Origin of the sequence: Pedobacter sp. (assembly GCF_965227205.1) — a bacterium.
GTDB lineage: Bacteria > Bacteroidota > Bacteroidia > Sphingobacteriales > Sphingobacteriaceae > Pedobacter.
Genome location: NZ_OZ245727.1, coordinates 3,255,592 through 3,275,896, shown reverse-complemented (window position 1 = coordinate 3,275,896; position 20,305 = coordinate 3,255,592). Strand labels below are relative to the sequence as shown.

General features: G+C 38.8%; 16 protein-coding genes. 13 read left to right on the top strand and 3 right to left on the bottom strand.

Annotated elements, in window-relative coordinates:
- Positions 1 to 13: 13 nt before the first annotated feature.
- The 4 genes from ACO05K_RS13995 to ACO05K_RS13980 all read left to right on the top strand — a co-directional run bounded on the left by ACO05K_RS13995 (position 14) and on the right by ACO05K_RS13980 (position 4,567).
- On the top strand, positions 14 to 1,762 hold the full coding sequence (locus ACO05K_RS13995) for an ATP-binding protein (RefSeq protein ID WP_421945054.1): 1,749 nt from the start codon (positions 14 to 16) through the stop codon (positions 1,760 to 1,762).
- A 259-nt stretch (positions 1,763 to 2,021) separates the two neighbouring features.
- Entirely contained in the window at positions 2,022 to 2,240 is a 219-nt protein-coding gene (locus ACO05K_RS13990; RefSeq protein WP_421945053.1) for a hypothetical protein, read from the top strand.
- Positions 2,241 to 2,255: 15 nt separating this feature from the next.
- Positions 2,256 to 3,428 carry a M20/M25/M40 family metallo-hydrolase gene (locus tag ACO05K_RS13985; RefSeq protein ID WP_421945052.1) on the top strand — a complete coding sequence of 391 codons (1,173 nt, stop codon included), beginning with the start codon at positions 2,256 to 2,258 and terminating at the stop codon, positions 3,426 to 3,428.
- A 236-nt stretch (positions 3,429 to 3,664) separates the two neighbouring features.
- The gene (locus ACO05K_RS13980; protein ID WP_421945051.1) at positions 3,665 to 4,567 is read left to right on the top strand and encodes a prohibitin family protein; all 903 of its coding nucleotides are present in this window, start codon (positions 3,665 to 3,667) and stop codon (positions 4,565 to 4,567) included.
- A 39-nt stretch (positions 4,568 to 4,606) separates the two neighbouring features.
- Here ACO05K_RS13980 and ACO05K_RS13975 read toward each other — a convergent pair whose 3' ends face one another.
- A complete protein-coding gene (locus ACO05K_RS13975) occupies positions 4,607 to 4,870 on the bottom strand; it encodes a hypothetical protein (RefSeq protein ID WP_421945050.1) in 264 nt (87 codons plus the stop codon).
- A gap of 752 nt (positions 4,871 to 5,622) precedes the next feature.
- Between ACO05K_RS13975 and nhaA the strand changes: the two genes are divergently transcribed.
- The 5 genes from nhaA (at position 5,623) to ACO05K_RS13950 (ending at position 13,196) form a co-directional block, all read left to right on the top strand.
- Entirely contained in the window at positions 5,623 to 6,957 is a 1,335-nt protein-coding gene (nhaA, locus tag ACO05K_RS13970; protein WP_421945049.1) for a Na+/H+ antiporter NhaA, read from the top strand.
- A 4-nt stretch (positions 6,958 to 6,961) separates the two neighbouring features.
- A complete protein-coding gene (locus tag ACO05K_RS13965) occupies positions 6,962 to 8,293 on the top strand; it encodes a TIGR00341 family protein (protein ID WP_421945048.1) in 1,332 nt (443 codons plus the stop codon).
- 533 nt (positions 8,294 to 8,826) lie between these two features.
- The gene (locus tag ACO05K_RS13960; RefSeq protein ID WP_421945047.1) at positions 8,827 to 10,821 is read left to right on the top strand and encodes a S41 family peptidase; all 1,995 of its coding nucleotides are present in this window, start codon (positions 8,827 to 8,829) and stop codon (positions 10,819 to 10,821) included.
- Positions 10,822 to 11,907: 1,086 nt separating this feature from the next.
- On the top strand, positions 11,908 to 12,216 hold the full coding sequence (locus ACO05K_RS13955) for a response regulator (RefSeq protein ID WP_421945046.1): 309 nt from the start codon (positions 11,908 to 11,910) through the stop codon (positions 12,214 to 12,216).
- A gap of 800 nt (positions 12,217 to 13,016) precedes the next feature.
- A complete protein-coding gene (locus ACO05K_RS13950; RefSeq protein ID WP_421945045.1) occupies positions 13,017 to 13,196 on the top strand; it encodes a histone H1 in 180 nt (59 codons plus the stop codon).
- A gap of 175 nt (positions 13,197 to 13,371) precedes the next feature.
- Here ACO05K_RS13950 and ACO05K_RS13945 read toward each other — a convergent pair whose 3' ends face one another.
- Positions 13,372 to 14,934 (bottom strand): P-loop NTPase fold protein, encoded by a 1,563-nt coding sequence (locus ACO05K_RS13945; protein ID WP_421945044.1) that lies wholly within the window; start codon positions 14,932 to 14,934, stop codon positions 13,372 to 13,374.
- A 121-nt stretch (positions 14,935 to 15,055) separates the two neighbouring features.
- Here ACO05K_RS13945 and ACO05K_RS13940 point away from each other — a divergent pair, with 121 nt between their 5' ends.
- Positions 15,056 to 16,231: a hypothetical protein gene (locus tag ACO05K_RS13940; protein ID WP_421945043.1), complete on the top strand. Its 1,176-nt coding sequence runs from the start codon at positions 15,056 to 15,058 to the stop codon at positions 16,229 to 16,231.
- Between the two features lie 10 nt (positions 16,232 to 16,241).
- Positions 16,242 to 17,120 carry a hypothetical protein gene (locus ACO05K_RS13935; RefSeq protein WP_421945042.1) on the top strand — a complete coding sequence of 293 codons (879 nt, stop codon included), beginning with the start codon at positions 16,242 to 16,244 and terminating at the stop codon, positions 17,118 to 17,120.
- A gap of 605 nt (positions 17,121 to 17,725) precedes the next feature.
- Here ACO05K_RS13935 and ACO05K_RS13930 read toward each other — a convergent pair.
- Positions 17,726 to 17,890 (bottom strand): hypothetical protein, encoded by a 165-nt coding sequence (locus ACO05K_RS13930; RefSeq protein ID WP_421945041.1) that lies wholly within the window; start codon positions 17,888 to 17,890, stop codon positions 17,726 to 17,728.
- Positions 17,891 to 18,186: 296 nt separating this feature from the next.
- Here ACO05K_RS13930 and ACO05K_RS13925 point away from each other — a divergent pair, with 296 nt between their 5' ends.
- A complete protein-coding gene (locus tag ACO05K_RS13925) occupies positions 18,187 to 18,831 on the top strand; it encodes a hypothetical protein (protein ID WP_421945040.1) in 645 nt (214 codons plus the stop codon).
- A gap of 250 nt (positions 18,832 to 19,081) precedes the next feature.
- A complete protein-coding gene (locus ACO05K_RS13920; protein ID WP_421945039.1) occupies positions 19,082 to 19,978 on the top strand; it encodes a hypothetical protein in 897 nt (298 codons plus the stop codon).
- Positions 19,979 to 20,305: the final 327 nt, after the last annotated feature.

The window sequence follows — 20,305 nt, the reverse complement described above, 5'->3', positions numbered from 1 at the left end:
AAAAATAGTCATCATGAAAATAAAGACTAAACTCCGCCTGGGCTTCGGCTTCCTTTTTATATTAGTGCTCTCCTTCGGACTAATTGCCATTTTTTTTCTCAATGAGCTCTCTGATAAATCCAAGGTAATTCTCAAGGATAACTATAAAACCTTAAAATATATAGCCGCAATGCGTGGTGTGTTGGATAATAGCAGCCTCCCATTGCAAAATGCTGAAAAAGCAGTTTTCGCTAAAAACCTGAAATTGGAACAAGAAAATATTACAGAACCCGGGGAGCGCGATGCTGTAGAAAGCCTCCAGCGGGGTTTTGAAAAGATTTCAAATGCTAGCTCATCAGTGGGATTGGAGAGTTTTCTGAGGGAAGTGAGAACAGCTCTGCAGCAAATAGAGGATTTGAATATGAAAGCCATATATGAGAAGAACGGTTTGGCTACAGCAGCTTCCGAGCGAGCGAATATCTATATCGGCATAGCTGCAACAGTTTGTTTTATGATTCTATTTACTTTTATTGTAAATTTTCCTGGCTTTGTTGCCAATCCGCTTGCGGAATTCAGCAAGGCGATCCGCGAGATCAGCAGAGGAAATTATAAGCAGCGCCTGCACTTTAATAACAACGATGAATTCAGTGAGCTTGCTTCCTCGTTCAACAGCATGACAAAAAAGCTTAACGAATGGGAAAATAGCAATCTCTCGAAACTCAAATCTGAAAAACTGCGCATTGAGGCAATTATTGCCCAAATGCAGGATGCTATCATCGGGCTTAATGAAAAAGGCGAGATTCTCTTTCTAAATACCCTAGCCTCAAAACTAATTAATCTGGATGCCGAAAAGACCGTTGGTCAAAACGTATCTCAACTTGTCGAAAAAAATCAACTTTTTAAACGTATCTTGAGTCCTCAGACAGATACTAAGCCCTTAAAGATATTCGCCGATGATAAGGAAAGTTATTTTCAGCTCGAAAACAGAGAAATTGTTATACCCAATTTCGAGGTACAAGAAGGTGACACGCTTGTAGAATCCTCCAAATCCGCGGGGAGCGTTTACGTTTTGAAAAACATTACCCAATTTAAAGAACTTGACGAGGCTAAGACCAACTTTATCGCTACTGTCTCCCATGAACTTAAAACTCCACTATCATCGATAAAGATGAGTCTGAAGCTTTTAAAGGATGAAAGGGTCGGAGGAATGAACGAAGAACAAAAAGAATTACTCGAACATATTCGGGAAGATTCCGATAGATTACTTAAGATAACCAGTGAGCTATTGGATCTCTCCCAGGCCGAAACGGGCAATCTCAAGCTCAGCTTTGCGATCACCAAACCACTTGAAATCGTAAATTATGCGATTGATGCGGTAAGTTTTCAGGCGGAACAGAAGCATATTAGGCTCGAGGTGAACTGTGATGAAAACCTTCCAAAAGTGAATGCCGACATCCAGAAAACCGCCTGGGTACTAGTAAACTTTCTTTCCAATGCACTGCGATACAGCTCGGACAAATCAAGGGTTATTCTTGATGTCGTTCAGCTGTCCGGTCAGGTCCGCTTTTCTGTACGGGATTTTGGAAAGGGCATTGATGAAAAGTACCAGAAAAGGCTTTTCGACAGGTACTTTCAGGTGCCTACAGACGGGCAAAACAAGTCGGGATCAGGCTTAGGCTTGGCCATTTCCAAGGATTTTATCGAAGCTGAAAAGGGGAGGATCTGGGTCGAAAGTGCAATTGGAGAAGGAAGCAGCTTCTTTTTTACGCTACCCAACGCATAGGAGAAAGAGCTAATACATTCTCCTTTGAAAATTTCCAAAGAGATGTGCCTGTTTTCATGGTCATCTCTCTTGTTCTTTTTAATGTTTTTCCAAAATGGGAATGACCCTTCTATTTTGAAAGGTATAAGTATTGATGATCTTTATTCTTGAATGAATAGATCTCGCTTTATGGCCTATAATGGCCTGTTTTCCATTAAGAAGACACTTTAGGCATCCACTTTGATAATATTGGATAAAGTAAGCAATGGAAATCAAGAGTATGGCAAACAACGAAAGTCATGGAAAAAAAATCTTAAAAATGAACAGTGCTCGCAGTTTTCGACAGCTGTATGAATGGGTAAGGGTTTATCTTTCTCCTTTTAAAACAAACAAAAATCCTGTTAGCGATAAGATTCATGGAGAGCTTGCATATATGGAAAACCTTATCGGAGACCGGAAGGGTAGGCCTACTTTTTATATTTCCTATACAGGATTATAATTAAAACTAAAAATTATGGAAACCTATATGATTATAAATCCCGTTCCCATCAAAACTCCGGAGGAACTGGGACATCAGGCTATCGAACTCTTAAAAACACTGATCACTACGCCATCGACCAGTGGGGAAGAAAAGCATGCTTCAGACTTTATTGAAAATTTCCTCAGTGAATACTATGCCATCAGGACGATCAGAAAATTCAACAACATCTGGTGTTACAATAAGTTCTTTGATGTTAAAAAGCCAACGGTCCTGCTGACCTCGCACATTGATACCATACACCCACATGATAACTGGACCAGGGATCCGTTTACAGCATCAATATATGAGGGAAAAATTTATGGACTCGGAAGCAATGATTCCGGAGCTTCGCTGGTTTCTCTTTTGTCGGCATTTTTATATTTTTATGACTGGAAGGGCCTGCCTTTCAATCTTTGTCTGGCGGTAACTGCAGAGGAGCAGAATTCTGGAAATAAAGGACTGGGATCCATTCTTTCTGATCTAATGCCAATATCCTTTGCCATAATGGGCGAGCCTACAGATATGGATATGGCCATTGAGGAAATGGGCGCTATTGTGGTAGACTGTACATCCAGCGGAATATCCGCCCATGCGAGTTCAAGTGATGCAGATAATGCCATTTACCGGGCAATGAAGGATATTGGATGGTTTTCGAGCTTTCAATTTCCAGTCCATGGTTTTGACCATCATGCCGTGAAGATGACCGTAACCGAAATAAATGGCGGAGTAAGGCACAACATTGTGCCAAGTGAATGCTCCTTTACCGTGGACATCCGGTTTGATCATCACTACAGTGAAAAAGAAATCATGAACATCATCCGCAACCACACATTCTGTCAAACGGCTATCCGGACAAACCTGATTACCCCATCAGCGATCGACCTTAACCATCCCTTGGTTAATGCGGGAAAACAAATTGGCAGAAATACTTTTTCTTCACCAACCAGCTCGGAGCGGAGCCTATTGCATATGCCCTCTTTAAAAATGGGTCCAGGTTCTCCGTTGAGATCTTTAATGACCGATGAATATGTTTACTTATCAGAGGTCACCGAAGGGACTGCTCTGTATATAAAGCTGCTGGAATCCCTGAGCGCGATTTTTAATCATCACCCAGAAAATCGTAATACTGGCTATGAAAAAGAAACTGAGCCGGAACTGAATACATAGAAATCATGAAGAGCAAAAATAATGTTGTCTTTGAGATATTCCTCATTGATATTGTAGTCCCTCATGAGTTACCAAAATGAGAAATATCACCCCATTTTGATATGGTAACCCCATGTTGTTATTTTTTGGCATGAGAAAGAAAATGTCTTTTTAATAGGCACTGATGCCTTTATCTGACCTTTCAAATTTTGGGGCATTTCCTTTGCTAAAGTTATCTGTAAATTAAAACCAATATTATGTTTCTCATTATCCTAGGTTTCCTTATTGTTATAATAAGTATTATTTCCGCAAAAGGTGAAACGCGTCTCACCCGCTACAGCAGGCTCATTAGAATAGTAGGTGTTGTGGTTATCCTGTTAGGAGCGTCACTTTCCATGTTCAAGGTTGTTCCCGCAGGTCAGGTTGGGGTAAAGACATTGTATGGAAAGGTTGATAACGATGTGCTTTTCAGCGGACTCAATATAGTTAACCCCCTCGTTGAAGTCACTACCTTTGATGTCAAGACCCAGAATTATACCATGTCGGCGGTGCATGATGAAGGTAATAAAGTGGGCGATGATGCTATCCGTATACTGACCTCGGACGGTCTCGAAGTTACAATAGATCTTTCTGTTCTTTTCAGTGTCACCCCGAAGGATGCACCAAGGATATTAAAAGAAATAGGGGATGATTACCTGGATAAGATCGTACGTCCAATTGCCCGCACAGCTATACGGGACAATGCCGTTTCTTATGAAGCTGTGGCGCTGTATTCTACCAAAAGACAGGAGTTTCAGAGCAAGATATTTTCTGCAATTGATCAGAGTTTTGCCAAGCGAGGGTTAAAGCTTGAGCAGCTTTTGGTTAGAAATGTAACCTTGCCAGAATCTGTCCGAAAAGCAATCGAATCCAAAATCAATGCTGAACAGGATGCCCAAAAGATGCAGTTTGTACTGCAAAAGGAAAAACAGCTGGCTGAGCGTAAACGTATCGAAGCGCAGGGTATAGCCGATTATCAGCGAATTCTTTCAACAGGCCTAAGCGACAAACAGCTCCAGTATGAATCCATTCTCGCGCAGAAAGAAATCGCACTATCAACAAATGCGAAGATCATTATCATGGGTAACGCAAAAAACCCTATAATTCTGGGAGGAAATTAGAAAATAGATATCCTCTTTTATGGGAGGAGGATATTGAATTCATGCTGTTGAACTTTTAATTTTTTCCCAAATGATTTTCTCCAGTCTGGCCAACTGATTTGCGATTTTTACATAGCTATCAGTATTAAGTTTTTGTGCATGCCTACGAGCTATTAATCCATCCACATAATTTATGTCTCTAGTGATCTCGAGTAGCGATTTTACCAGGTTTTTATCCAGTATAACATCTGCCCACATCTCGGCATATTCCTGAATAATCCTGCCAAGAATTTTCTGCTCATTCCGATGATCAGCATTTCCCATATTGAATTTAATGTGTGAGTTATACTCTCGGCTATTGACCTTCAGTACCCCATTTCGTTTTTAAAGCATTTAGCGTTATGGCCAAAACTCCTTTTTATATCTGCCTTTTTTTTTAGCCATTGAAGATAAACTTCATCTACATTTCAATTTTATGCTGTGATCGGGTCAGTTTTCTTCTGCCTGCAAAAAAGGCAAATCCGATAATGACCATAATTAGGGATAGTAATGAACATATCACTGTCAGTGCATCAATTTTTAACATGCGGATCGGGATGCCCACAAGGATGATTGTTGCATAAAAAATTACTAAGAAATGGAAAGGTTTGACCCTACCGAGCCTGCTCAGTAGACTTCTTTTTTCGTTAATACTATAAGATCGTTTCATGTTCTCTATTTGCGATCATTTAACCAAAATCATTCCGATAACTTTATTTTTCTGTAAATTGCTTATAATCAGTATCTTGATTTTTATTCTAAGTTTAGAAATTGCGTGTATCCATCCATAATGGGGTGGTGATTTTCAAGTTGGGTGTGTCGGATAATCAAGGGTTTATTTCAAATTTGATAACAAGATTTCCGCATATGAAATTCTAAAAAAGTCCAATATAGATGGCATAAGAAAAGGCGTTTGGCGTCAGAATCCGTGTTAGAACTTACTTAAATCTTCTTATATGATTTATTGTTTTTTACAATAGGTTAATCGGCCTAAAAAAGTATTTTAGCAGTTTGTAATACTATAAAAAGTTCCTGTGATGAATTCTCTACCGAAAAGCCCAATTGAAAAAATAATAGCCCCAGTCAGTCGTTTTGTTCACCTGGAATATACCAGCGGGATTGTTTTGCTTATAAGCGTCGTGCTTGCGATTATTTGGGCGAATTCTGCTTTTAATGAATCCTATCATCATTTATGGGATACACATTTTATGGTCGGTCTTGGAGAACATCTTTTGGATAAGCCGCTTCATATATGGATTAATGATGGGCTAATGGCTCTTTTCTTTTTTGTTATCGGGCTTGAGCTCAAGCGCGAATTTATGGAGGGTGAGCTTTCCACCTTTTCCAAAGCGTTGCTACCTATGACTGCAGCACTGGGAGGAATGCTCGTCCCTGCAGGCATCTACTTTTTGATCAACCGCGGAACTAGTGCTGACCATGGCTGGGGTATTCCGATGGCGACAGATATTGCCTTTGCACTGGCACTGCTTTCCATGGCGGGTAAGCACATTCCTGGCAGTATTAAAGTTTTTCTATCGGCACTAGCTGTTGCGGATGACCTCGGCGCGGTGCTGGTGATTGCATTTTTTTATACTGGACAGGTCAACTTTGTAGCGCTTGGAATTGCCGGAATCTTTTTGATTGTATTGATTATTGGAAATGCAATGGGGATTAGGAGCAGTGCATTTTACCTCATTATTGGAATTGTCGTATGGATTGGGTTTCTGCTATCTGGTGTTCACGCCACCCTAGCCGGGGTATTGGTTGCTTTCACCATTCCGGCGAGGACAAAAATTGATGAAGAGGTCTATTCCAACACCCTTCGTAAATTAACAGACGACTTTGATCGTGAAATCCCTAGCAACAGTACATTAACCACGCCAGATCAGCACCAAACTATACAGCAGGTAAAGCACCTCAGTCTTGCTGCGGAAACCCCACTCCAGAAGATCGAGCATGCGCTACATCCCTATGTGGCCTTTCTGGTCATGCCACTTTTTGCACTAGCAAACTCGGGCATATTGATCGGTGCTGATTTTTTCTCGGCTATAATCAATCCGGTCTCTATAGGAGTAACAGTAGGCCTTGTTCTGGGCAAGTTTATCGGCATATTGCTATTTTCTTTTATCATGGTAAAACTACGTATTGCAAAGTTGCCTGAGGGTGGAACCTGGAAACACATGATTGGGGTTTCGCTTCTTGCTGGGATAGGCTTTACCATGTCCCTTTTTATAAGCGGCCTTGCCTTCTCAAATCCGCAATATGTTGAACAGGCCAAGTATGGGATACTGATTGCCTCTGTTCTGGCAGGCATACTGGGAACCTTGGTATTAAGAGGAACTGCGCCGAATCAAATTGAATTAAAAAAATAATGGTATGAAAGAACACGAATCAGGCCTGGGTGCTTACATCAGATTATTTTTTCAGCGAAGGTTCAACCTGCACCTGGATAAGGCCAATGAAGAAGAGGTAGTGACGGCCATAAAGGCCAATACAGTTTTTGTCGGTCCAAGTTTATGGACGCTTATTTTTGCGATATTTATCGCTTCCATCGGTCTGAATGTAAACTCGACGGCGGTAATCATCGGGGCGATGCTCATTTCGCCGCTCATGGGACCGATCATCGGGATTGGACTGGGCATCGGGACCAATGACCTTGCACTGGTACGCCAGGGCGGGAGGAACCTGCTGATTGCGACAATAATTAGTATCGCTACCTCAACACTTTACTTTTACATCACCCCACTTCATGATGCGCAGAGTGAACTGCTGGCCCGGACAACGCCTTCTATATGGGATGTATTCATCGCTTTCGTTGGTGGTTTGGCCGGAGCAATAGCGGTGACGAGAAAAGAAAAAAGTAATGTCATTCCTGGGGTGGCCATCGCGACTGCCTTGATGCCACCTCTTTGTACGGCGGGATTCGGGCTCGCTTCGGGCAACCTGCTCTTTTTTGCCGGGGCAATCTATCTCTTTTTCATAAACAGCCTGTTCATTTGCATTTCCACTTACCTGATCGTTCGTTTTCTTAAATTCAATAAAAAGTATTTTGAGGACAGAAATACGGAGAAAAAGGTGTCGAGATATATTCTCATTACGGTTTTAGTAACCGTATTGCCAAGTATTTATCTAGCTTACGGAATAGTACAAAAAAGTATCTTTGAAAATAGTGCGCAGCGGTTTGTTCGTGAAGAATTCAATTTTAGTAATACTCAGGTGGTCAATAAGAGTTTTAAGTATTCCAGGAATTTAAGAGAAATTGATTTACTTTTAATTGGTGCGGAACTGCCCAAATCAACTGTTGACAGCATCCGTTCTAAACTATCTAGTTATAAACTTATAGGTACTAGGCTCATTATCCGCCAGGGACTGGATGCCAGGGCAAATGTGGATTTTTCACAAATCAAAGCCAGTATTATGGAGGATGTATTCAACCGCGATTCGCTAGCTAAAAAGGTAGTGTCGGGAAACAAAGACGAGAGCAGCATTCCAGAAATCCGTGAAGAGATCAAGAGTTTGTTTCCAGCCATAAAAAGTTATAGTGTAGCTAATACTGTCTTCATGAATACCGATACCCTTAAAAGAGACACAATTCTTCAGTTTACAGCAACACTTACAGGCAAAATGCCGGATTCAGATAAAAACAAGATGGAGAAATGGCTTAAGGCAAGGCTCAGCGCTGATAAGCTCAAAGTCGTTTTAGAATAAGAGTAATCCATTTAATCTTGATGAAATTTAATCCTATTAAATTGAAAGAAAAATTTTGATTAATGATAGAGAATAGGATATTAATTGCGAATCCTTCACTTTTAAATAGATTATATGAAAAAAATTCTTGGAATAATACTTCTTGGCATTGGCCTATTACTTTTTCTTCTAGGAGGTAGTGTGACGGATAATACCGGGAAAATGACTTTTTCCCTTGTATTTTGTATATGGGGTTTAGTTTTGTTTAGTGCTAAAAATAATGTTTGACATTATTGCCCCAGCATCAATTTAAATCTGAATATTCTTTTAGGATTCCGCCTATGAAAAAATTACTAATAGAGGGGCAAAATGGTTTGTAGTGATTAAATATTTGGAAACCCAGTGTAGTTTATCCCTTACTACGAGATAATTAATGATTTAATTCAGATGCAATTACTGGGGAGATCGGGTCAACTGGCTTCGCGGTTATTCATTAAATGAGTAGATTCACACTTCGTTGTACATGATCATTCTGATCTTATAGTTCGTCCTGAATGGATATTTTGACAATTCTTTTTTACGTTCTGAATTATAATTTCAGTTTAGAGAACGTTTTTTTTAAACCAAAAAACTTTTCATCAACTTCCAGTTGCTATGCCGGATTATGGTTGAAACTAGAAGGAGAAAATGGTCAATTAGCATATATTGATACAAAGCAGGCGGGAACTCATGATTGGGCCGAATATAGAGTCAAACTCCCTTTCACCAAAAAAGTAAAGGGGATAGCTTATGGAGGATTTCTAGATGGGATTGGCAAAGTATGGTTCGATAATTTCCAGCTTTTTAAGGATGGAAAACGGATGAAAAACTTAAGGCGCATCCCTCCAAAGAAAGCTCAGGTAGATACTTCGTATCTGCATGGTTCTGATATAAGCGATGTACATACGAATGCCAGCAATATTACCAGACTCGCTATTGTAGGGCAGGTATGGGGGTTTTTGAAATATCATCACCCATATGCCGGTAGCGGCGATTTGAACTGGGATGGCGAATTATTCAAAATCTTAGCCAATATACGTAATTGTAATAATCTTCGGGACTTAAGTCACGCCCTTGAAGCTTACATAGATTCCCTTCCTAATGTGAAGAAGTGTGATAACTGTAAAATACCATCTGCTTCCGAAGTGTTAATGGCTCCGGATTATGGGGATCTCTTCACAGGAAAAACGCTATCAGCAAGCTTAACAAACAAACTTAGGTACATTCGGCAAAACAGGTCGGATAAACAGAATTATTGGGTAAAAAAAGAACCAGGCCTGGGTTATCCACTATTCGTCAACGAAAAAAGCTACGATGAAATGTTATTTCCGGATGCAGGCTACAGGCTACTCTCCTTATTTCGATATTGGTCTATCATAAATTATTATTCGCCATACAGAAACATTACAGAAAAACACTGGAACCAGGTTCTGAAAGATTTCATTCCGCAATTTGTAGCTGCCAGGAACGCCGAAGAATATACACTTGCAACATTAAGACTTATATCGACAATTAAGGACACTCATGCAAATATCATCAACGATTATCCAACCTTAGAATCACTAAAGGGTAAATATCGCGTTCCTTTTAGAGCCGAGTTTGTCGAAAACAAGCTAATCGTAAGCGGATACCGTACCGATACTTTAGGTATTCAGGATAAGGTTAAAATAGGTGATATTATTGTCTCGATCAAAGGAGAAAGAATTGAAAAGCTTGTCAAGAAATACTTACCAGTCACACCAGCTTCCAATTATAATGCTCAATTGAGAGATTTGCCATGGAATTATCTGATGAGAAGTAATGATGAAGAAATGCGGTTTGTGTTTAATCGAAATGGAAGGAGAATCAAATTAGACATCGCAACGCTCAAGGGCAAATCAAATTATAGAGCGCCCGGACAAACACAAAAAGAGGCTTATTATTTAATAAATGATCAGATTGGCTATCTTAATGCAGGTAAATACATAAATTCGGATTTAGCACAGATAGAAAAAATGTTCGCAAAAACAAAGGGAATAATTGTAGATATGAGGGAGTATCCGGCTGATTTGATGTCTTACACATTCGCAAGCTACATTAAATCATTCAAAAGTATGTTTTTAAAGCTGTCAACGGTAGACTATTCAAATCCGGGTACATTTGTGATCACTGATTCAGAATATAATGGACCAGCAAAAAATGGCGAATCATATGATGGGAAGGTAGTGGTAATTGTCAGTTCCGACACGCAAAGCCAGGGAGAGTACACAACAATGGCACTCCAGAGCTCACCAAATGTTAGCGTAATTGGAAGCCAGACAGCAGGTGCGGATGGGGAGGTAACCACTCTCGTACTTCCAGGTGGCATTTACACCAGGATATCAAGTAAGGGTGTATTTTATCCCGATAATTCTCCAACTCAAAGAATTGGTGTGAAAATCGATGAGTTTGTAAAACCAACAATTAAAGGGATAATATATAAAAAGGACGCATTACTAGATAAAGCTATTAACATCTTAACTAACAACTAATTTCCATGGATACCAATTCAATCGAGCTAAAATTATAACGTGTTGGGGCTGAATTATTCAAGATAACGCCTATATCTAGTAACATTTTCTTGCTAGATGAAAAGTCAATTTGCTTAAGATTGATAAAGAAACAAAGGCACAATTGAGCTTATATTTTTTATCAAAAAACGGTGGAATAAGAAGAATTTATTACTTGTCATGACTCAAAAGATGAGATACTGAATATCTTTAGTATCTTAGATTTATTTTAAGAAATTCATTAATTAAAAGCTATGTTATTTTTTGCTGTTCCATTGTATTTTATTGCTTTCATTGGCTGGATCATTTACGCAGGACTAATTAAAAAGAACCTAAAAGAAAATATGCCGATGTTTTATTTTGGTAGTGTTTTCAGTGTTATTTGGGTAGTGATCATCTTGGTATCTCTTTAGGTGTATCTGTAATAACTACAATCGATACTAAATATCAGATGTTTTGATTTTACTTTTGTTAAGCTATTAATGCTAACGAAAAGTTATCAATTTCAAATTAGCTAAGAATTGTTTGGGAAAAGTTTAAATTAAAGCACCTGATGCTTTCTTATAATTTAAGATTTTATATTCTCAAAAAACGGTCGTTTGTTAAGACTAAAACCGAGACCCATCCTTGCAACCCAATAAAATTCGATTTTGGCGACATGAACCTTTTCCATTACAGTAATATCGTTTTAGCAGGGTTTGTCGTGACCAATGATGGCAATTTTTATGGATGGATAAGAGACTTGACTAACAAATAGTTTGATTAGATATATTAAAGTTGTTCAAGATCTGTATGTTCTTTTTTTTTCACCAAGGTATTTGGTAAATAAAATCCATGTGATTCCAGCAACAGCAAAGCCTATAAAGGGGTTGTGCATTGTAGCTGCAGCGATCATTGCACAAGTTGAAATGAAGCAACTCAATAAAAATAATGTTTTCATAAATAAAGAAATACTAATGTTGAATAATGTTGTTCATTCTTTCTAAACGATCATTTATGCAGAAGATGAGCGGTGGTTTCGGGAACCAATGGTCGAAATGTTGGTTGATGGTGGCTTTGATGTCATGAGTGCTTTTAGTGACGGAATGGAGCTTCTTGGTTTCGCAGATAGGTGCACAGTTCCTCCGGATATATTTGACCGACCTGCGTATGCCAAATATGAACGGTCTTGAGTTGACAAAAGAAATTTTGAAAAGATATCCCAACGCTAAAGTGATTATTTTGACTTCAGAGATAGAAAATTTTTATGTCGAGGAGGCATCTAAAGCTGGTGCTGTTGGCTTTTCACATAAAATTATCGACTACAAAAATATCAAACACGCCCTGTTGGAGGTTCACCAAACAGGGGCGACTGCCGTCGGAAAACTGAATTTGTAATACATGTCCCGATATCCTTTAGGCAGAGGGTAAACACATCCACTACAGGCATATTCTATTACGTTGTCCTTGGATTATAGGTTGATTTCAAATCATCTAAAGCATTGCACAAAATTTGCACTAAAAATTCGCCTTTCCTTAGAGTCCACCTGCAACTTGCCGACCTTTCATGAGCAAGTAAGGCAGGTGTAAATTACTAAAAAAAGTAAGTAGTAACGTTGACGGACGATATAGAAAAAGAAATAAAATAATGATTTGGTAAGCATAAGGAGGCTGCTCAATAGCCACTGGCTTTCATCTCGTGTCCGTCTTTTTTGGCCTATTTTGTTCACTAGATTTCGCTGTGATGTAGACCCCGGCTCATTTCAAATGGTTTTAAGCTTCTGAAAAGCCGGGCCGAATTCACTTGGTATTTACACCTAGAAAAGAAAAAGTGAGTACGCTTTAATAGCTTCAAAAAGTTAATTTTCTCACCTTGATGTTCTTTATAAAGTGAGAAGATTTGGTGTAAATCATTGAAAAGATTTTTTTTTGCAAAGCCATCATCCGTGGAGAATGAAGGATTAAATAAAGGAAAGACTGATTTATCTAGAATAAAATCAAAAATCAAATACGATTTTCTCGCTGTGCAGTAGGGAATTGAAAGCAGCATTTTTTTATGAAGAAGCTGAATGCCTACTCAACTGATGATAAAGCAGCATTTTTGTTTGCTGAACTGAAATCGTTTGTTAATTTCGTTTTGATTAATCCAAATGGTTTTCAAGAAAGAAAAACACACTGCAAAAACTAAATATATAAAGATGGACAAATTCAAACAATTACAAGAGGTGATCTCTTCAACAGAAGCAGATGTTGCGAAATTTTATGATGGTGGAAACGCTGCTGCGGGAACTAGGGTTCGTAAAGCGATGCAAGACCTGAAAGTTTTAGCTCAGGAGATCAGAGCTGAGGTTACAGAAAAGAAAAATAGCGATAAATAAACAGAGATAGATTTTTTATCAAAACCACAGAACTCCTGTGGTTTTTTTGTTCACCTTTTGATTTATAAAAAAGGGCCGAACAGCTTTGCTGTTTGGCCCAATCTAAATTAACGCTCTCAGGGTAAAGATAACATTCCTGATTATTTTAAACAAGCGGTTCTCTGGAATTTAAATGTTATTTCAGAATACCTTTGATTTTTGACTTCCTGAGCGTTTCTTTTAATAAAACAAACAGGTTGAGCTCCGAAAACTTAACCTCAACACCTACCGCATCGGTCACCCTAAGGAATTGGTACCTGGTTTTTCTATTTTCCTCTATCGCCCTATAAATGATCTGCTTATCTCCCAGACTGATCTTGAGATTTGTGGAGTCAATTTTAGCATCCATGGTATTGAGTACCGGAAGGCAGTAGTCAATAATCCATGTACCCCAGTCCTTCTCATAAGCACTATCGATAATCCCGACATATCTTGGATCGGATGTACTTACCTCCGATAGTTGGTCCAGTTTGATTTCAAAGGCATCAAGGCTTCCAAATAACTGGCAAAAAAACTGGATGAATATCAGGATTTCGTAATCAATGGAATCCCCTTCAAATCCACTGTTCCCTTCATTAAAGAATTTGTACTTCCTGATATTGAATTTGGACATGCCCATGATCGACCGCAATTCCAAAAGACCAGTCTTGACCAATGCATTCAGAACATATGTTAGGCTCAACGAAAAATAGTTGCCCTCATGCTTTCTAAGGTCATATTTTTTTAAGGGATGGTAAATATCCGCTTTTTCCACCGCCTTGGTATTCAGCGTGTCTAGTATGCCCCTAAGGTTGGAGATGACATGTGCGGCATTATCAAAAGCGTATACATGGCTGCTGTAAAATTTATTGATGTATCCGACAAAATCGACGTTCTTGCCATATCTGTGTTCATAAATATAACGGATGTTCTTAACATCACAGACCACTATCACCTTATCGAACCCGAACTTGTTCTTATAGGTTTTCCAGTCCTGGTGTGCACTGAAGATATTGAAGATTCGGAAGACGTGCTCAGGATCTATTCTATCCAGGTCGTCAATAATGAGCACATTTTCCTTTGGCTTATCTTTGGACGCGCGTTCTTCCGTCTGGACATCTTCCAGAAAACCGGGTTCCTTTAGTCCCGTTAATATTCCCGCGATCATCTTGGATATCGAATCATATTCATAAACCGACCCTTTGACCATTTCAAAAGCGAGCGTATACTCTTCGATGACTTCGATTTTGCCCTCACGGATCTTCTTGAAATATTCCTCGAAGTCGCCCTTGGACTCTTTGGCAATCGAGATTACCTCAGAAATCTCCTTTCCGGTTTTATATATGATCGATGCAAGTTTTTGGAAAAGGTCAAGTGGCTTGAATTCATTGTTGATGTATAGCTGAAGCGCGAGCGATCTTGAAAAATCCAGGTCCCCATCCTGAAGTGCTATCTCCGATCTGTATTTCAACATAAGCTCAAAGAGAATATCATATTTGATGAGTTCAAATATATCTTCATTTCCCGAAACAGAATAATAGACAGGGTATAGGTGGACAAAGTTATACTCCTCGGTGTTTGCCCTGAAAAAATCATCCAGAAATGTTGTTTTTCCAGCTCCAAAAGGTGCAGAGAACAAGATGGAATTATTGCCGGGTATATCCAGATGGTTTTTGAAGTCCTTTGCGATATCAGGCGTTTCGATTTTGAGTTTTTGCATATAATTTCGATTTAGCTCCTAAAAAAATAAGTAATTTTATCTCCGCAAGATAATAATATTGGCAGGTGCAAATTGTGCGTTTGATCACCAATTGAATTTTTGCCCAAACTTTTTTAACGAAATGGAAACATCTACAAATCAGAAGGTAGGTTATAACAGTACCTATATCAGCATGAACCTGATCGACGAGCTGGATCATTTTCTGGGCGGGTATGCGAAGCCGAATATCGAGTTTATGTTTTCTCTGAACACATTTGTGGAATCTTTTATTGCCTGTTCGAGTTTTTACACCTCCCTTAGCGAGCTTAAACACATCCAGTTGGCCTCGCCTGCGTTATTTCCGAAGGGCCGACCAATTCTAAATTTAATTACCAAAGCATGTTCGATCAGATATGTGGACGGGGTAGTTGAAACCAATGGCCGCGAACTATATTCTGACTTCGATCCGGGACTTACCCGCAAGGAAGCCGAGCACAGGTTTGTGTCCAATTTCGGGAAAAACAGGTTCAGTGAATATCTCATTCCCAGTAGCATCTCTTCGGTCAAAACTGAGATCCCGCTGCTTATTTCTAATTTTGAGAACGGGAAGTTCTCAGTTTCCGAGATCAGGAGCAGCTCAAACGAGCTGATCTCGAATCTATTAAAGGTGGCAACCCATAACAGCATCCAAACGACACTTCCGTTGCAGCTTTTTAGCGAGCAGGTTCTTTCCCTCACAAACAGGCCGTATTCCATCAAGTCTTTGGAATCTTTGGCCAGCCTGTTTGATGAAAGTGTAGAAAGCCTGAAAAAGAGTCTCGACTACACTTTTCTCCCTATTCCACCCTTTACCAATATTCTTTTGAGCCAGATTCGAAATATTTCTGAAATTCCATATAAGCTGGGTCAGTTGCGGGCGGATTACCAACAGTTGCGGGACCAATTTGTAAAACTTGAAGATGAGGTCCATGGCGCAGCGAGTTTAAAGGAACAGTCTGATGCTTATGCCAGATTTCAGGAATTCTGGAAGGTCTTCAACCGGAAATACCTGGATGAGAACAGCAGGATTATCTATGGACTGCTTGATATCAATGAACCGAGCGGCAAAGACAGGTCAGGATGGCTATACGACAGGAAAGTTGTTAAAAGATACAAGGGATTAACCAATATCTGGGACCTCTTTGGAAATAGCAAAAATATCGGCGAACAGCTTAAGCATTTTGAAAGGCTCTTCGGTGTGCAATATAATCTAAGTGAAATTAACGGTGTCCATAGCTATGTGAAATCTAAATTCGGGCGGGTAAAAAAGAGCAGTTAGAACAAAAAACATGGGTAAGAGAGAATCAATCGGGTTGTTTTATTATGATAACGGTGCCTATAGGGAATATGGTCATGTTCCTGGTAACGGCTCCTACATAGCCATCGTTGAAGATCAAGGCTATCATTCAGATGAGGTACATATCTATCAGGTTCCCAAAAAAGATTCTGACAAGATTGAAACGATTGCCGTCGAGGTATTCAGCAGGAATGTCGTTTTTGCGATTACGCCAAAGCATGTTACCTTTTTAATTGACAAGGACATAAAAAAAGCCATGTCCAGTTTTTCTTTCGATTGGGAATACCGGCCAACCGTCATCCTGGAAATCCTGGATCGAGCTGTTATCAATGAAAGCCTGAACATCGAATTTCTGAGCGAAGTTTTGGGTTTGAAGGAAACATCTGATTATGGCTTGTTTTACAGCAGAAAAATAAAATGTTACCTGCATATAAATAATGGAATACTGACTGATTTCCAATATGACGATGGGCTCTCCACCTGGGCGAGGGAACTCCGGGATTCGAACAACGGGATTTATAACCTTATCTCAAAAACAGCCAATAGATATAGATCGGAAGATCCTTTTATGGCACAAAAGGAAATCAACACGCAATGCGATGCCTGGGCATCGGTGCCCCAGGCTTCAAGAAATGAATTTGCGACATTGCACCGCCAGGGTCATGGACCAATCAATTACCACATGCTTTTGGTTGCACATTATGGCACGACAATCTCCGAGCGGGAATTTCTTGAACTTAATTTTGGTAGATATCAATGGGACAAATCATGGCAGGGGAAAGGAAGGAAATATGACTGTGGCTATTTTTCTTATCAGTTTGACGAGAATGGGGAGCTCTTAGATGTGGCAGGTCCCAATTTCTTGGGCTGATCAAAGATTGGCCCTTTGAGTTGAATATGTCGATAAAGGGATAGTCACTAATCGCGAAAGGACGTCTCGCCACTGAGCAATTTAGGGGAGAAGTTCAAGATCAATCATTTCAAAATGATGAATCAGGGAACGTGTTTGGCTGAATTTCCAGATAATATTTTTCAAAAAAAAAGCATCAGCTGTCGCAAAACAACTGATGCAAATTTTTACAGATCAATTAGCAATATTTCCTTGGCAAAATCGAAAACTTTCCTGATTCTGCGCAGACAGCTGAAATGGCTGTCATGCTGAGATACAAGTCTGATAATCTGGCCGGCCTTAAGATTATTACCACCGTGGTAAAAATGTGAAACCATGTAGGGGTTTCCTGAGACGAAATATGTTTCCATCTTAAAATTGTGTTTTTAATTTTTTCGATTTGGGTACTTCGATCTTTTAGCAAAAATAAGCTATAAATTTTGTAGCGGCAAATTGCTGATCAGGTCATCTGAATGCTTTTGGTCGGCGTTATTTGAACTTGAATGATTTAGCTATTGAATCTTGTCCTTTCAGGTTTACCAATGGAATCCCAAATGAATTATATCACCTCAATCTGGCACAACATATTAAGTGTGTTTTAGGTAAATCTCTATCACTATACCACCATCAAGGTTTAAGCTATGGGCAATATATGTATAGCCTGAAAGCCATTCGGTCAGTTTTTGCTTAAGTGTTTCTATGATTGCCCCACAGTTTGATTGGCGGGCTTCTTCTTCGATACCTTTTGACATATCTTTTGTCCTCGTTCAGATCGATTACCTTGAGATCTATATTCAGTGAGTTTATTTCCTTTTTATCAGATTATCCTATTATATTCTTTGCTGATGTGGCAGCTTTATTCTATTTTACGATGCAAGTCCTTTTTAGGGAACAGTCAATATGGACGGAAGAAGGATTTTCAAACAGTCACATCCAAGTTGTTAGTGTAATTCGCTATCATGAAGACAGGTATGTTTCTTATTTTTAAATAAATTATCTATATTACAATCAATCGCAGCTACTATTCGAAATCTAAATTGAAGCTTTTGTGGAAGTTACCGACTTACCAAATTATCACCGAATTACTCCCTTAGATGAAAGCGTTCATATCCTTAACGTTATAAACAATAATATTATAAGGTATCATCGGGCATTATGTAGTTTGCCTGACTATCATGTCGATCCAAATATTGTCATTTCTATAAATACGATGAGTTTTGAAAACGGCTGCATGTTGGTGACTAGTTATCTAGATGAGTATCATGGTCACTTTACAAGACTTCTAAATGAGCAACAGAAAAAATATATAGCCCCCTACTTTAAGCGAATTAAAAGTGTACTAAATCTTTTTCCCGACATTAAAGAGTTCAGAAATCAAGTGGTGGCGCATAATTTAAGAGTTAAGAACAAAAGTGTACCCACCAATAAAAGTCTTAACAGTTTCTTGGTGCCGCAAACAATTATCGAATTCAGCTTAGTTATTGAATGTATAAAATACATTACCACGATAATTAATAGAATGTTTCCAACAGCGATGGAAAAGGTTGTAATGTATGTATCTGATATGGCGAAGAAATCAAATGTCGTTATGAAGCCACCGCTAACACCTGCAGATGCAGAAAAAATTCTAGTGGAACTTATTCGTGACCTAGACAAAATAACAAACAATGAGCGTATTCCAAATGAGAGATAAATGCATATTTTCAATATAAGAACTAAAAGTAAATTAATTCTAACTAATAAATCAAGTTTATAGTGAACTCAGGTCGGATTTGGTACATATAAATTTTAGTGAAATGATAAATTAGGTGGAAATGCATATTCTAGTTATGTTTCTCATTTGGTGATAATCTTATTATGACTGAGTGACTGAAAGAAGTTAATGGCCTAGGTGTTGTATTCATAGTTCATTATCTTGCCACTATACAAATAATCCCAACAAAATGCCTTTCAAAACTCTTATCTCACGCACTAATATTATTGAACTGCTTTTCGAAAAGTTAAACATTATAAATTATAGGCAACATACAATCCAAGTTGACAATACACCTGATTTCGAGGTTTTCCAGTATTCAGGACTGAATGTTGTGCCGTATTATTTCCATCAATCATGGAAATTCAAAGATCTCTATTATTCTGTTATTTCTGCTGATTTTGGAAGGTACGGTGTTTTCAACTATTCGAGCGTAAATCATATTTTAGATGATTTTAATTTGCCGGAAATACAGAGGGATGAACCGCTTGAAAGAGCGGTTGAACGTGCTGCGAAAAATGCCCATCCTTACTCAGACTTATTTCGTGATCATGAATATGATGGCTTCAAGGTAAGGAAAATTCAGGTCGACTATGTCAATAACCAGAATAAAACAATAGAATATTCGGGATTCTTTGATGGCGACTCAACAGCTATCGGGGAAGATATAGTGTTGATTGCCGAACTGAATTTAGCGGTTCTCAATGCTAACTTATCAGACCCCTTATATAGGCTGTTGTTGGTGGATAGTTATCTTCACTACAGTAGGAATGAATATAATCAGGCTTTTTTCTATGCTTTTGTAGCTTTTGAAACCTATCTAAATTCATCGGGTAAGCAAGGTCAATTAAAGCAAAAGCTTCGTGAGTTAAAGAACGGTGAAAGTGAAATCTTTTTGAATGCTACAGAAGAATTAGGACGGTTTGAAGAAATGAGAAATACGATTGCACACGGGAAAGAATATATCGAAATGGTGGAGTCAACAATAAAAGAGTTTTATGCCACATTTATTCCCTTAATTTTTTATGTAGAAGGCCACGCTAAGACTTTCAATGGTATATTACGAGCGAAAGTAAAATCATTTTAATCGGTTATATTAATTTTCTGGTTAATAGTAAATCGATACTTCGTAATGCTGATGTAAAACCTACTCTAGTTGACCCCGTTCCACCAAATTCCATAGTCGCAAGACAACTAATGATTCAATTCAAATGTTGTTTCCGATGGTATGGGATCGACAGGTTGTGCTTAGCCCACTCAAGGTGGAGCTTTTCGAGAATTTTATACATAAAATCTATATTTCGGATTTCGGCATTTTATTATAATTTAGCGGCGTGCATTTAGGAAATGAACGCTTCGTTTTTCACGAGGAGCAAATCCTGGATGTAAATCTTAGCTTTAGAAGAATGACGCT